The 13,943-nt window shown below is 73.5% G+C and carries 11 protein-coding genes, 1 pseudogene and 1 riboswitch; of the genes and pseudogenes, 4 read left to right on the top strand and 8 right to left on the bottom strand.

Annotated features, from left to right (window positions below):
• Positions 1 to 52: 52 nt before the first annotated feature.
• The 4 genes from LNW73_RS28100 to yczE all read right to left on the bottom strand — a co-directional run bounded on the left by LNW73_RS28100 (position 53) and on the right by yczE (position 3,673).
• Complete coding sequence (locus LNW73_RS28100; RefSeq protein WP_138353051.1) at positions 53 to 427, bottom strand: RNA polymerase-binding protein RbpA; 375 nt, start codon at positions 425 to 427, stop codon at positions 53 to 55.
• 313 nt (positions 428 to 740) lie between these two features.
• Positions 741 to 2,120 (bottom strand): MFS transporter, encoded by a 1,380-nt coding sequence (locus LNW73_RS28105; RefSeq protein ID WP_250974917.1) that lies wholly within the window; start codon positions 2,118 to 2,120, stop codon positions 741 to 743.
• Entirely contained in the window at positions 2,105 to 2,923 is an 819-nt protein-coding gene (locus LNW73_RS28110) for a glycerophosphodiester phosphodiesterase (RefSeq protein ID WP_250991786.1), read from the bottom strand. The genes LNW73_RS28105 and LNW73_RS28110 overlap by 16 nt, the downstream gene beginning before the upstream one ends.
• On the bottom strand, positions 2,924 to 3,673 hold the full coding sequence (yczE, locus tag LNW73_RS28115; RefSeq protein ID WP_250991787.1) for a membrane protein YczE: 750 nt from the start codon (positions 3,671 to 3,673) through the stop codon (positions 2,924 to 2,926).
• A 49-nt stretch (positions 3,674 to 3,722) separates the two neighbouring features.
• On the opposite strand from yczE, the gene yczR reads away from it, so the two are divergent.
• Entirely contained in the window at positions 3,723 to 5,213 is a 1,491-nt protein-coding gene (yczR, locus tag LNW73_RS28120) for a MocR-like transcription factor YczR (protein WP_250991788.1), read from the top strand.
• 60 nt (positions 5,214 to 5,273) lie between these two features.
• Here yczR and LNW73_RS28125 read toward each other — a convergent pair.
• Together LNW73_RS28125 and LNW73_RS28130 are read right to left on the bottom strand one after the other, a co-directional pair.
• A pseudogene (locus LNW73_RS28125) lies at positions 5,274 to 6,928 on the bottom strand (hypothetical protein).
• A gap of 114 nt (positions 6,929 to 7,042) precedes the next feature.
• Positions 7,043 to 7,237, bottom strand: coding sequence for a hypothetical protein (locus LNW73_RS28130; protein ID WP_250974913.1), 195 nt, complete (start codon positions 7,235 to 7,237; stop codon positions 7,043 to 7,045).
• Positions 7,238 to 7,516: 279 nt separating this feature from the next.
• On the opposite strand from LNW73_RS28130, the gene LNW73_RS28135 reads away from it, so the two are divergent.
• From LNW73_RS28135 to LNW73_RS28145, 3 genes are all read left to right on the top strand, one after another.
• Positions 7,517 to 8,179, top strand: coding sequence for a uridine kinase (locus LNW73_RS28135; protein ID WP_250991789.1), 663 nt, complete (start codon positions 7,517 to 7,519; stop codon positions 8,177 to 8,179).
• 14 nt (positions 8,180 to 8,193) lie between these two features.
• Positions 8,194 to 9,243: a GNAT family N-acetyltransferase gene (locus tag LNW73_RS28140; RefSeq protein ID WP_250991790.1), complete on the top strand. Its 1,050-nt coding sequence runs from the start codon at positions 8,194 to 8,196 to the stop codon at positions 9,241 to 9,243.
• 321 nt (positions 9,244 to 9,564) lie between these two features.
• Positions 9,565 to 9,743, top strand: a riboswitch (cyclic di-AMP (ydaO/yuaA leader).
• 5 nt (positions 9,744 to 9,748) lie between these two features.
• A complete protein-coding gene (locus LNW73_RS28145; protein ID WP_250991791.1) occupies positions 9,749 to 10,708 on the top strand; it encodes a M23 family metallopeptidase in 960 nt (319 codons plus the stop codon).
• A gap of 138 nt (positions 10,709 to 10,846) precedes the next feature.
• On the opposite strand, the gene LNW73_RS28150 is transcribed toward LNW73_RS28145, so the two are convergent.
• Both LNW73_RS28150 and LNW73_RS28155 read right to left on the bottom strand, forming a co-directional pair.
• Positions 10,847 to 11,191 (bottom strand): cupin domain-containing protein, encoded by a 345-nt coding sequence (locus LNW73_RS28150; protein WP_250991792.1) that lies wholly within the window; start codon positions 11,189 to 11,191, stop codon positions 10,847 to 10,849.
• Positions 11,192 to 11,230: 39 nt separating this feature from the next.
• Positions 11,231 to 13,942: a helix-turn-helix transcriptional regulator gene (locus tag LNW73_RS28155; protein WP_250991793.1), complete on the bottom strand. Its 2,712-nt coding sequence runs from the start codon at positions 13,940 to 13,942 to the stop codon at positions 11,231 to 11,233.
• Position 13,943 lies beyond the last annotated feature (1 nt).

Here is a 13,943-nt window from a genome sequence, read left to right on the forward strand (position 1 = left end):
GGCAGAAGTGTTGGGCGGGCCCGTGTGTCACCACGGGCCCGATGCCTGTTGGTCAGGCGCTCTTGCGGTTGTCGCGCGGATGCACCGCGATGTTCATCGCTCCGGACCTCAGGACGGCCAGCCTCTCGGCCAGCACCTCCTCGAGCTCCTCGAGCGTGCGCCGCTCCATGAGCATGTCCCAGTGCGTGCGCGCGGGCTTGGTTTCCTTCTTCTCCGGGCCCTCTCCGTCCACCAGAAGTGCGATGGTGCCGCATGCACGGCACTCCCACTCCGACGGAATCTCGGCCTCAACCGAGAACGGCATCTCAAAGCGATGTCCGTTCCGGCATGCGTACTCAACGGTCTGGCGAGGTGCCAGATCGATACCACGGTCGGTCTCGTAGCTAGTGGCCCCGAGTCGCGTACCGCGGAGAGCTCGCTCACTCATGAATCGTGCCTCCCGGGCTTTGTCGCCCACAGGACAGGTGTCGCTGTCGTCGTCATCCGGTCAACGTCCGGTCGGCGGTGAAGATTCCCGTTGAGGGACATGCGCCCGCCCGTCGCCCACCGCCACCCTTTCTCGGAGGGCGCTGCGCGCCGCGCTTTTTCCTACCGTCGTGCCGCCCCTGTTTGTACCCACCATTGACCGTTTTGTCACATCTGTTACCAGATGTCACCCGGCGCTTGGGTATCTTTGGCGCGCAGTAACGGTCAACCTGGCGGGACAACCGCGTACACTACCGGCCCGCGACCCCCAATACCTAAATTGTGTCCGGGACGCGATTTCCCGCGGCCTCCACCGCCGCGCGCACCGGCACCCGGGCCAGCAGCACGAACCCCACCGCGAAGAAGATCACCAGCGAGATGATCGCGTCACGATAGCTGCCGGTCAGCTGGTACGTGAGCCCGAAAAGCAGAGGTCCGAGCCAGCTCGTTCCCCGGTCGCTGACCTCGTACACGGAGAAGTACTCGGCCTCCTTGCCCCGCGGCACCAGGTGGGAAAAGAGCGATCGGGACAGCGCCTGACTGCCGCCGAGGACCATCCCGATGGCCGCAGCGAGCGCGAAGAACCAGACAGGTTCACCCGCGGGAAGGAAATATCCGGCGCCGATGGTGACGGTCCAGGCGGCCAGCGAGGCCAGTACGGTGCGCTGGGCCCCGTAGCGGGCGGCCAGCCGGCCCAGTACCAGCGCGCCGACGACGGCCAGCACCTGAACCAGCAGGATGGCGGTGATCAGCGTGCCCTGTTCCAGGCCCAGCTCCTCCGAGCCGTACACCGACGCCTGCGAGATCACCGTCTGGATGCCGTCGTTGTAGACGAGGTACGCCAGCAGGAAGGCGAGCGTCAGCGGATAGCGGCGCATGTCCCGGGCGGTGGCCGCCAGCTGCCGCCAGCCCTGGCCGAGCGCGCCGGACCCGGCGTCGCCGGCGGACGGGCCGGCGGCGGCGCGTGGCGACGGGCGGTCCCGCAGCCGGCGCAGCGGCACCACCGTGAACACCGCCCACCACAGTCCCGCCGAGGCGAGGCAGATGCGCACCGCCGTCCCCTTGGAGACGCCGAAGGCGTCGTGGCCCAGGAACAGCCCGAGGTTCGCCACCAGCATCAGCGCGCCCCCCGCGTACCCGAAGGCCCAGCCCCTCGACGACACGGCGTCCCGCTCGTGCGGCTCCGCGATCTGCGAGAGGAAGGCGTTGTAGAGCACCACGGACGCCGCGTACGAGACGTTCGCCACGATCAGCAGCGCGCCGCCGAGCAGATAGCGGTCGCCGGACAGGAAGAACATCCCGGCGGTCGCCGCCGCGCCCAGATAGGCGAACGCTCCCATCAGCGGCTTCTTGCGGCCGGTACGGTCCGCGACCGCGCCCGCCAGCGGCATCACCAGCACCGACAGCAGCACCGAGGCGGAGATCGTGTACGCGAAGTACGCGCCCGCCCGCACCGGGATGCCCAGCGGGTGCACATAGCCGTCGGCGTCGGAGGCGGCCTTCGCGACCTCCGTGAGATAGGGGCCGAGGAAGACCGTGATCACACTCGTGGAGAAGACCGAGTTGGCCCAGTCGTAGAAATACCAGCCGTGCTGCTCGCGGCGCCGCTCCAGGGCGCGCTCCGCGACCGCCGTCTCCGTTACCGCCGTGTCCACCAGGTCCCCCGCTCGGACAACACCGTGCGCAGTGCCTCGATGTGATCGGTCATGATGCCATCCACTCCGAGGTCGAGGAGCGCGGTCATCCGCCGGGGGTCGTTGATCGTCCAGACATGGACCTGCAGACCCCGCCGGTGCGCGGCGTCGATGAACCTGCGGTCCGCCACCGGGACGCCCGCGACGCGCTCCGGCACCTGGACGCAGACCGCGCCGCGCCGTACCGCCGCGTCCAGCAGCCGCGCGGGCAGCCGCTCCAGCGGCCGGCCGCCGTACGAGCGCAGCCGCAGGCCCGCGACCCCCCGGGTGCCCAGCGAGGTGGCCAGCCGGGGTCCGGCGAGCGCCCGCAGCCGGGCCACCCGGGCCTCGGAGAACGATCCGGCGCACACCCGGTCCCAGGCGTCCGCCGTGCGGATCGCGTCGAGCAGCGGGCCGGCGGCGGCCTCCGCCTTCACGTCCACGTTCCACCGGGCACCGGGAAAGGCCGCCAGCAGCTCCGCGAACGTGGAGACCGGCTCACGGCCCGCGACCCGGGCCCGGGAGACCTCGCTCCAGGGCAGGTCGGCGATGGCGCCGCGCGCGTCGGTGACCCGGTCCAGGGTCGCGTCGTGGAAGGCGACCAGTACGCCGTCCGACGTCAGATGGACGTCGGTCTCCAGATAGCGGTAGCCGAGGTCGACGGCGCGGCGGAAGGCCGTCAGGGTGTTCTCCAGGCCGTCCGCCGCACCTCCGCGATGGGCGAAGGCGAGGGGTGCCGGATGGTCCAGATACGGGTGGACCGGGGGAGGGGGAGGTGCGCTCACCTACGGCAGTATGGCCGGGTCCGCAGCGGCCCCGGCCACCGGGCGGTCCCCGCCGGCCGCGACGGCCGGCGAGCGTTCCGGCTCCGGCCGCGTGACCGGCTCCGGCTCCGGCGGTGCGATCGGCTGCGGGATCTCGAAGAAGCGCAGGAAGTACTGAGCCAGCGGCCCGATCGCCACCGCGTACAGCACGGTGCCCACCCCGACGCTGCCGCCCAGCAGGAAGCCGACGGCCAGCACCGTCAGCTCGATGCCGGTGCGGACCAGCCGGATCGACCGGCCCGTCCTGCGGTGCAGTCCCGTCATCAGCCCGTCGCGCGGGCCGGGTCCGAAGCGTGCCGTTATGTAGAGGCCGGTCGCCACTCCGTTGAGCACGATCGCCGCCACCAGCAGCGGGATCCGGACGCCGAGCGCGTGGACCTCCGGCAGCAGCCGCAGCGTGCCGTCCATGGCCAGTCCTACGATGAAGACGTTGGACACGGTGCCCAGGCCCGGCCGCTGCCGCAGCGGCCACCACAACAGCAGCACCGCCGCCCCCACCACGATCGACACCATGCCGATGCTCAGCCCGGAATGATCGGATATCCCCTGGTGGAAGACGTCCCACGGGTCCAGACCGAGACCGGCGCCGACCAGGAGGCCGTCGCTGGCGCCGTACAGCACCAGACCGGCGTAGAGATGGACGATGCGGCGACCGGTGTGCACGGTGACCCCCCTGGTGAAGGTGGCAAGATACGTGGCACTCTGTGGCATGGATGTGGGTGACCGCCACAGCCAATCCGCGAAAGGTGGACTGAATTCCATGTCGCAGTGGACTGCATCGGTAGGAGCGGCGCCGCTCGCCCGGCTGCTCGAACCCCGGCCGGCCCCCGGTGCCGGCGGCCGCCGCGTACCCGCGTACCGCGGACTCGCCGACGGCGTACGGCTGCTGGTGCTCGAAGGCCGGGTACCGGTCGCCGCCCGGCTGCCCGCCGAGCGGGAGCTCGCCCTCGCGCTGGGCGTCAGCCGCACCACCGTCGCCGCCGCGTACGAGACGCTGCGCGCCGAGGGGTTCGCCCGCTCCCGGCGGGGCGCCGGCAGCTGGACCGCCATACCGGAGGGCCACGCGCTGCCGAGCCGGATCCTCGACCCGCTCCCGCCGGACTCCGCGGGCACCGTCATCGACCTCGGCTGCGCGGCCCTGCCCGCCCCCGAGCCGTGGCTGACCCGCGCGATGGAGGGCGCCCTGGCCGAACTCCCGGCCTACGCGGCCACCCACGGCGACTTCCCCGCCGGACTCCCCGTGCTGCGCGAGGCCATCGCCGACCGCTACACCGCCCGCGGGGTCCCCACCATGCCCGAGCAGATCATGGTCACCACCGGTGCCATGGGCGCCATCGCCGCGGCGGCCCGGCGGCTCGTCGGGCTCGGTGAACGGGTCGCGGTGGAGTCCCCGAGCTACGCCAACGTGCTGGAGCTGTTCCGCGAGACCGGCGCCCGGCTGGTGCCGGTGGCCATGCGCGACAACCTCGGCGGCTGGGACATCGACGCCTGGCAGCGGGTGCTGCGCGACGCGGCGCCGCGGATGGCCTACGTCATGCCCGACTTCCACAACCCGACCGGCACCCTGGTCGGCGACGAGCAGCGCCGCGCCCTGGTCGAGACGGCCCGCGCCTCGGGGACCGTGGTCGTCGCGGACGAGACGATGGCGGAGCTCGTGCTGGACGCGGACACGACCGTGCCGCGGCCGATGGCCGCGTTCGACCGGGGCGGCACGGTGATCACGGTCGGCTCCGCGAGCAAGGCGATCTGGGCGGGACTGCGGATCGGCTGGGTCCGGGCGGCGCCCGACGTCGTCCGCCGGCTGGTCTCCGCCCGCGCCTATCTGGACCTCGGATCCCCCGTCGTCGACCAGCTCGCCGTGGCCTGGCTGCTGCGCGGCGGCGGCTGGGACCAGGCCGTCGGTACCCGCCGCGCCCGCGCCGCAGGGCACCGTGACGACCTGGTGGCGGCGCTGCGCGAGCAGACCCCGGACTGGGAGTTCACCGTGCCGGCCGGCGGTATGACGATGTGGGTGCGGACCGGCGACGTGTCGGGCTCCCGGCTCGCGGTGGCGGGCGAACGCCTCGGCGTCCGTGTTCCGTCCGGGCCCCGGTTCGGTGTCGACGGGGCCTTCGAGTCCTATGTGCGGCTGCCGTTCACGGTCGGCGGCGCCACCGCCAAGGAGGCCGTCTCCCGGCTGGCCGCCGCCGCCCACATCGTCCGCTCCGGCGGCGGCTCCGACGCCGAGGGCGCCGGCCTCTTCGTGGCCTGACCGCAGGATCCGGGTCCGGGTCCGGCGGGCACCGGACCCGGACCGCTCCGGCGCGGAGCGTCAGCGCTCCAGGTCCGCCGTCCGGCGGATCAGCGGCTGCGGCAGCGGTTCCCGGCCGGGCTCCCGCTCCGGCGCGTGCTGCTCCGGTTCCTGCTCCGGTTCGTGCTCCAGGGCGTCGGCGGGGGCGTCGACCAGGGGCAGCAGGGCCAGGACGGCCTCGCGGTCGGCCTCGCCGGTCTCCTCGTCGTACGGGTCGGGGTGGCCGGGACCTGCAGCCGCAGCACCGGGCCGGTGCCGAGCCGGGCGTAGCCGCGGCCGGCCGGGACCTCGGCCGCCGAGGTGGTGCACTGCGGGGCGCCGAGGACGGCCCGCGCGTGCTCGGGGTCGAGTGCGCCGAGCAGGACGCGGGCGCGGGTGTGGGTGATGACGGCCGGGGTCAGTACCTCGGCGGCGTCGACCTGGTCGGCGACGGCCACCGCGACGTTGGCGGTGCGCCCGTGCCGCAGCGGGACGTCCAGCAGCAGCTGCGGGTCCGGGCGGCCCTCGGCGTGGGCGAGCTGGGTGAGCGCGGTGGGCCGGTCGACGAGGATCCACAGCGGGCGGCGGGTGTCCTCCGGTGCCGGATGCCCGGCCTGGCGGGCCCGGTTGACGGCGATCAGCCGCCGTTCCGTCTCGTGCGCCGCCCATTCGAGGGTGGCGCAGGTCCCGGCCAGACCGCTCTCGACGGCCAGCACCCCCGGACGTCCGACGAGGCAGGCGTACTCACCGCTGCCGCTGCCGTCGATGACCACGACATCGCCGTGGCACAGCGCCTGCAGGGCGATCGACCGCAGCAGGCTGGTCGTGCCGGTGCCCGGCCGGCCCAGTGCCAGCAGATGCGGCTCGGTGGCGCGCGGCCCGGTCCGCCAGACGACGGCCGGGGCGTCGCGGACCTCGTCCCCGTCGGCGACCGGAACCGTGCGCTGGACGGCCTCGGAGTCGGTGAAGCCGAGGACGGTCTCGCCGGGCGCGGTGACGAAGCGCTGGGCGGTGATGCCGGTGGACAGCGGCCCCAGCGCGGTGAGGGTGAGGTGGTTCTCCTCCTCGTTCCAGTCGAAGCGGTACTCGCGGCCGCGCCCCGCCTTGGCGTGCAGCAACTGTTCGACGCGGGACCGCGCCGTGGCCTCGCCGTCGGTGAAGTACGCCGGGTAGCGCAGATGCAGCCGGGCCAGCCGGCCCTCCTCGAAGGTGTACTCGGTGAAGGCGCTGTCCCAGCCGCCGTCGCGCGCGTACAGCGGGGCCGGGTCGTCGGGGTCGGACAGATAGGGCACCAGCGCCTCGTACAGCGCCTGGAGCTTCCCGGACTCGGCCTCGCTGGGTCCGGTCGGCGCCGGGGCGGTGCGGTCGCGGCCCATCCAGCCCGCGCAGGCCAGCAGTGCGCCCAGCGCCAGCAGCGGGCCGTACGGCATCAGCGCGACGACGACGATCGCGGCGGCGCAGAGCAGCAGTGCGGGGCCGCGCCGGTCCTTGGGGGTGCGGGCCCACCAGCTGCGGGCCCAGCCGGCCTGCATGCGCATGCCCCGGGTGATGGTGATCAGCGGATGGAGCACGTCGGTGGCACTGTCGGCGGCGGTCCGCGCGAGTTCGCGGCTGCGCGCGAGCGACGGCCGGCTGTTCACGATGGTCGCGAACGACGGCCTGCTGCTCAGGATGCTGGGGAGGGGGCGCCTGGCCACGGATGCTCCAGTGGGTGGGTTCGCGGGAGGGTGGCGGGTCGTGGGTGACGAGGTGGGGCCCGGAGCGCCGGCATGCGGCCCCGGGCCCTGGGGCTGCCGTCGTAGACGGCCCCGCTAGATCTTGATCCCGCCCAGCAGGCTCGCAAGGCTGGCTCCGCCGGCCTTGATGCTCGGGGCGATGCCGGTGCCCGCGAGGTAGAAGCCGAAGAGGGCGCAGACGAGAAGGTGGGAGACCTTCAGTCCGTCCTTGCGGAAGAACAGGAACGCGATGACGCCGAGCAGAACGACGCCTGAGATAGACAGGATCATTGGGCTTTCTCCTGGGTGATGGGGACGGTCACCATGAGTTCTTCCAGGCTCACAAAAAGTAATGGGTACTGGAAAGTGGTAAACGGGTGATTTGTAGGAAATTTCCCCCGGATGGTCGTTCCGGAAGCCCGCCGGAGCGATCTCGGCGCGATCATTGCCGGGCCCGCCGCGGGTCATGTCCGCCGTCACGCCGATGGCGCAGCCAAGTCGCCCGGACGGCCGAGTGACCCCGCCGATCCAGGGCCAGGGCGTGGCGCCGCGTATGCGACGATGCCGCCCATGCGGCTGACTCCGATCACCTGGCCACGGCTGGCCGGGACCCTCGCCGACCGGGTGGCCGGCCTCACTCCGACGGCCGCCAGGCCGTGGCTGCGGGTGGCCGTCGACGGCGCCCCGGCCGCCGCGCCGGCCGCCCTGGCGGACGCGCTCGCCGGTGAGCTGCCCGCCCGCGGCCACCGCGTCCTGCGGGTGCGCGCCGCGGACTTCTGGCGGCCGGCCTCGCTGCGCTTCGAGTACGGCCGCGAGGACTCCGACGCGTACTACGACCTGTGGCTGGACACCGGAGCGCTGCGCCGCGAGGTCCTCGACCCGCTGGCGCCCGGCGGCAGCGGCCGGGTGCTGCCCTCGCTGTGGGACGCGGCCACCGACCGCGCGACCCGGGCCGGCTACGTCGAACTGCCGCCCGGCGGCGTCCTGCTGCTGGACGGTCAACTCCTGCTCGGCCAGGGGCTCGACCTGGACCTGACGGTCCATCTGCGGCTCTCCCCGGCGGCCCTGGCCCGGCGCACCCCGGACGAAGAGCACTGGACACTCCCCGCCTTCGGGCGGTACGCCGACGAGGTCCGTCCGGCGGAGGCCGCGGACGTCCTGGTGCACGCCGACGACCCCCGGCACCCGGCGTGGGGCGGACATCCCTTGCCGCCGGACCACGCGGACGGCTAGCGTCGCCCACCACCATGACCTTCGCGATCGCGCCGATGAGCGCCGAGCACATACCCGAGGCCGCCGCCCTGTACGACCGCTGGTCCGGACACTCCCGCAAGGGCCGGCCGCCGGGCGCCCCCACCGGTGAGGAACTGCTCGGAAGACTGCTCGCGGAACCGGACACAGAGGCCTACTTCGCCCGGGACAGCGGCGGCAGGCCCGCCGGCTATCTCGCGGCCTCCCCGCTCGACCTCGCCGAGGACACCCCCGCCGCGCTCCGCAGCCACCCGCGCTCCGCGGTGGTCCGGCACGGCGGGCACGCACCCGCGCCGGGGCAGCGCGACAACGCCGCGCTGCTCGCCCTGTACACCGAGGCCGCCGCCCGGCTCGTCGCCCAGCGGCGGCTGGTCCACTACGTCGAACTGCCGGCGTCCGGGACCGCCGCGATGGACTGGTGCCAACTGGGCTTCGGCTTCGAGGAGATGTACGGGCTGATGGCGGTCAAGCCCCGCGGCCGGCAGCCGCGCGGGGTGGACGGGCTGAGCATCCGCCGGGCCGGCCCCGGCGATCTGCCGCAGATCGGCCGGATGGCCGCGGAGTCGGCCCGCTACCAGCGGGAGTCGGCCATGTTCCTGCCGCAGTCCGACGCCGCCCTCGCCGCGATGCGCACCCGCTACACCGACACGCTCTCCGACCCCCGCTGCGCGGCCTGGATCGCCGGCCGCGGCGGTGAGGAGATCGGCATGGTGCTGCTCGCCCCGTCCCCGGCCGGCCCGGTCACCCCGGACGGCTGCGTGGAGCTGGCCGAGGCGTACGTCGAGCCGTCCACGCGGGGCGAGGGCGTCAGCCGGATCCTGCTCGCCACCGCGGCGGCCTGGGCGTACGACCACGAGTACCGGCACATCGGCGCCCGCTGGCACTCCGCTTCGCCGCTGGCGGCGGGTCACTGGCCCGCGGTGGGCTTCCGGGTCGCGGCCTACCGCCTCAGCCGCGTCCTCGACCCCCGGATCCGCCCGGGGCACGCCTCGGGGCAGTTCGCCGGGCAGGTCCAGGGGCGGGATCGGGCACCGCTCGGCACGTGACCGCGCTCACACCCGGCCCGCCGAGTGAGCGGGCTCACGCGTGTGATACGCAGAGCTGCCGCCTTCTCCACGGTGCGTTCCCGACATACGTCTTTTATTACGCCTTCAGTGTGTCGCTTCACTGAAAGTGAAGAAATCGCACACGTACAGAACGGGCGGAACGACTCAGGGTCACCGAAATGCGCGGGCGGCTCCGCACGTGATATGCGGCTCATGCCCGAATGTTGCCCTGTCGTCGGGAGTTCGCCTAGCTTCGCTCTCCTGCGGGTCAAATGCTCGCAGGATCCCACCGGGTGGAACGCCTAGTCCTGCCGCTGCCCGGTGCTTTGAACACCAAACTTCTACGGCAGGAGCGGGGGACCCAGGTAAGTGCCGTTCCCGAAGGTCGGGAACGGCTTGGGGTGAAGTCGCAACAGGCCGCGCCGTCAATGGCGCATGCCGCGACCGGGCAGCTCCAGCCCGAACCCGACAGCTCACCTCGCCGGCGTAGGAGAGGAACTCCCCCATGCCCGCAAAGGGAAAGCACCGTATTGGCCGTATGAGCCGGCTCACCAGGATCTGCGTCGCGGCCGGCACCGGTGGCGCCGCGCTCGCGCTGCCGCTGGCGATGTCGTCGAACGCCTTCGCCGCTGACACGCACGTGACCGCCGCGAACGCCGCCGCCTCCGCCCCGGCGCACGCCGCCCCGGCCGCCAAGGCCGCTCCGGCGAAGACCGCCGACAAGTACAAGGTGGTCGGCGGGGACAGCCTGTCGAAGATCGCCGACGTGCACCACGTCAACGGCGGCTGGCAGAAGCTGTACGCCGACAACAAGCAGACCGTCGGCGGCAACCCGGACCTGATCTTCCCGGGCCAGACCCTGGCCCTGGGCTCCAAGGCCGTGCCGTCGAACTCCGCCCCGTCCGCCGACCCGGCGCCGAAGGCGTCCCCGAAGGCGTCCACGGAGACGAAGACGGAGACGAAGAAGGCCCCGGCGAAGAAGGCCCCGGCCAAGAGCGAGTCGACCGTGAAGTCCTCGTCCTCCGCCGACAAGGCCCCCGCCGCCGCGAGCTCCTCCTCCGGCTACACCCTCCCGGTCTCGGGCGCCAGCATCGGCACCCCGTACCACCAGTCCGGTTCCAGCTGGTCCAGCGGCTACCACACCGGTGTGGACTTCGTCGTGTCGACCGGCACCACGGTGAAGGCGATCGCCGCCGGCACCGTCATCTCCGCGGGCGACGGCGGCGCGTACGGCAACCAGGTCGTCATCCAGCACAGCGACGGCAAGTACTCGCAGTACGCGCACCTGTCCTCGCTGTCCGTCTCGGCCGGCGAGACCGTCACCGAGGGCCAGCAGATCGGCCTGTCCGGCGCGACCGGCAACGTGACCGGCCCGCACCTGCACTTCGAGATCCGTACCGGTCCCGACTACGGCTCGGACATCGACCCGGTCGCGTACCTGAACGAGCACGGCGTGACCGTCTGACCCGTCCCGCGACGCCGCGCGTGAACGCGCGCGCCTCGTGAGACGCGCAGTGCCCGCCTGTCCTGGAACTGACCCGGGACGGGCGGGCACTTCCGCGTTCCGCCCCGGATCGGTACCCGTACCCGAACCGGTGCGCGGTCAGCCGGCGGGGTGGTTGTAGCCGAACACCCGCGCCCCGGTCTCGGACCGCGGTCGGTGGCTGGAGCCCTGTTCGAGCAGGACGTAGGTGCCGGGGCCGTGCCGCAGGTCGCCCTCGATGACCTCGCCCTCGGCCACGAAGTAGCCCTCGCCGACCGTCTCGTGCACATCGACGCCGGGCCACCGGGAGCCGGGTTCGAAGTCCACCACCCAGAAGGTGAACGGGGCCGGGCCGGGCAGTTCGCGCAGCAGGATGCCGGGGCCGATCTCGGTGGTGGGCACATCGTCGACGTGGAGGGCCAGCACACTTCCCGGTGTTCTCCGAGCCTGATCAGGTGCGTTCATCCGGTCAGCATCTCCCGACCTGCCCCGCTCCGGGGGCGATCACTCGAAAAGGGCGGCGAGTTCGCCGCGGGAGGCGATCCCGAGCTTCGGGTACGCCTTGTACAGGTGGTAGCCGACGGTGCGCGGGCTGAGGAACAGCCGGGCCGCGATGTCCCGGTTGGACATGCCCTGCCCGGCGAGCCGGGCGATCTGCAGCTCCTGCGGCGTCAGCCCCGCGAGCACGCCCGGCTCCCGGCTCCGCGGGGCGACCGAGCCGGTCGCCCCGAGTTCGCTGCGCGCCCGGTCCGCCCACGGCCGGGTACCCAGCCGCTCGAACACGTCGAGCGCCGCCTGCAACTGGCCGCGCGCCTCGCTCTTGCGGCGGGCACGGCGCAGCCATTCGCCGTACAGCAGCGCGGTGCGGGCGTGCTCCAGCGGACGGCGGTGCTCGTCATGGAGTTTCAGCGCGGCCGTGAAGTGCGTCTCGGCCTCGGAATCGGCGGCGAGCAGCGCCCGGCAGCGCAGCACCAGCGCGTCGGACCAGGGCTGCCGGGAGCGGGCCGCCCAGCGTTCGAAGCGGGCGAACGGCCCGGCGGCGCGCGGGCCGAGACCCAGCCGGACGGCTGCCTCGACCAGGTCGGGGGTGCTGCGGGTGGCGCAGAAGTGGTGCCGCAGCGGCTCATGGGTGAGCCGCTCCAGCCCGTCCATCGCCGACTGCGCGCGGCCCAGGCCCAGATCGAGCATGCCCTGCGCCCAGTACGACCAGGGCGCGCCGGGCGGCATCGCCGCGCCGGCGACGACGGCGAGCGCGTCGTCGGAGTACTTCCGGCAGCGCTCCTCGTCCCCCTCGACGGCCGCCAGATACGCCAGCACGCTGCTGAACTGGCTGGTCCACTGCTGCTGTCCGGTGTCCCCGGCGATCCGCAGCGCCTCCTCGGCGGTGGCCAGCGCGTCACGGTGCCGGCCCGCGAACACCTCCGCCTCGGCCATGAAGAAGAGCACCGTCGGCAGCCGGCCGATGCCACCCCGGTCGCGGCTCTCGGCGGTGAGCGCGGCGGCCAGTTCATGGGCCTCGTCGTCCTGCCCGACGGCCAGCCCGGCGCCGCACAGCAGTATCAGGTCGCGCGGATCACGGGACCCGGCGGCGCGGGCCGCGGTGACGGCGGCGGTCAGGTCCGGCGGGCCGCCGGCGGCGGGCGGGCCGAGAGCGGCGGTGATGAAGCGGGCCACCGGCGTCACGGGATCCGTGGCCGGCAGTACCAGCGCGTCCAGCCGCGCCACGGTGTCCGCGACGTCCTGTTCACCGAGGTACCAGGCCGTGTGGGCGGCCTGCATGAGCATCCGCGCGGCGCGCTGCGGATCGGCGGTGGCCGCGTGCCGGGCGCCGTCGGTCAGCAGCCGGTGCGCGGTGGGGAAGGAGCCGCTCAGGAAGTCCGCCAGGGCCCGGACATGGAGCAGCCGGGCCGTCAGCGCGGGATCGCCGGTCCGGCGCGCGGCCTGCTCGGCGAAGTCGCGGGCCCGGTCGAGCTCACCGGCCTCGGAGGCCGCCTCGGCCGCCAGGGCGAGCCGCCGGGTCGCGGCCCCGGGGTCGGTACTGAGGCGGGCGGCCCGTTCGAAGGCGAGGGCGGCCGCTCCGTAACCGCTGCGGTCCCTGGCCCGTCCCGCGGTGTCCTCCAGCGCGGTGGCCGCCGTCTCGTCGGGGCCGGTCGCGGCGGACGCCAGATGCCAGGCCCTGCGGTCCGCGTCCTGCGGGGCGTCCAGAATCGCGGCCAGTGCCTGATGCACGGTCAGCCGGTCGGCCAGCGGGGCGCGCTGGTAGACCGCGGCCCGGACCAGTGGATGGCGGAAGCGCAGCCGGTCGTCGTCCAGCCGGATCAGACCGCCCTCCTGGGCGGGCGGCAGATCCGCCGCGCCGGCGCCCAGCGCCCCGGCCGCCCGCAGGATCGCCCGCAGATCGCCGGTGTGCTCGGCCGCCGCGACGAGCAGCAGCAGCTGGGTGGCGGCCGGCAGATGGCTGACCCGGCCGTGGAACGCCATGTGCAGACGGCTGGTGAGCGGCAGCGCGCCCGGCCGGAAACGGCCGTCGGGGCGCTCCGCCTGGAACGCGACCGGAAGTTCCAGCAGCGCCAGCGGATTGCCCTGGGCCTCGGTGAGGACGCGGTGGCGGACGGTGGGGGACAGCTCGGCGCCGTGCAGCGCGAGCAGGGCGCCCGCCGACACCGGCGGCAGCCCGCCCAGCCGCAGTTCGGGAAGGCCGGGGGCGGGGAACGTGCCCTCGCCGTCCCGCGCCGCGAAGACCAGGGCGATCCCCTCGGAGTGGAGCCGCCGGGCGGCGAACATCAGCGCGTCGGCGGACACCCGGTCCAGCCACTGCGCGTCGTCCACGACGCACAGCAGCGGTCCGTCGCCCGAGTGCGCGGAGAGGAGGGACAGCACGGCGAGCCCGACGAACATCGGGTCGGGGGCCGCCGCGACGGTCATCCCGAACGCCGCCTCCAGCGCGAGCCGTTGGGGTTCGGGCAGCGCGCCCAGCGAACCCATCGCGGGGACCAGCAGCAACTGGATCCCGGCGAAGGGCAGTTCGGCCTCGAACTCGACGCCGGAGCCGCGGACGACCGTCATCCCGCCGGCCGCGTCGACCGTGTCGTCGAGCAGCGCCGTCTTCCCGATGCCGGCGTCGCCGCGCAGCACCAGCACCCCGCTGCGGCCCGCCCTGGCACCGGCCAGCAGCTCCCCGACCGCCGCCCGCTCCTCGGTACGCCCGTGCAACATG

The sequence above is a fragment of the Streptomyces sp. RKAG337 genome, from assembly GCF_023701715.1.
GTDB lineage: Bacteria > Actinomycetota > Actinomycetes > Streptomycetales > Streptomycetaceae > Actinacidiphila.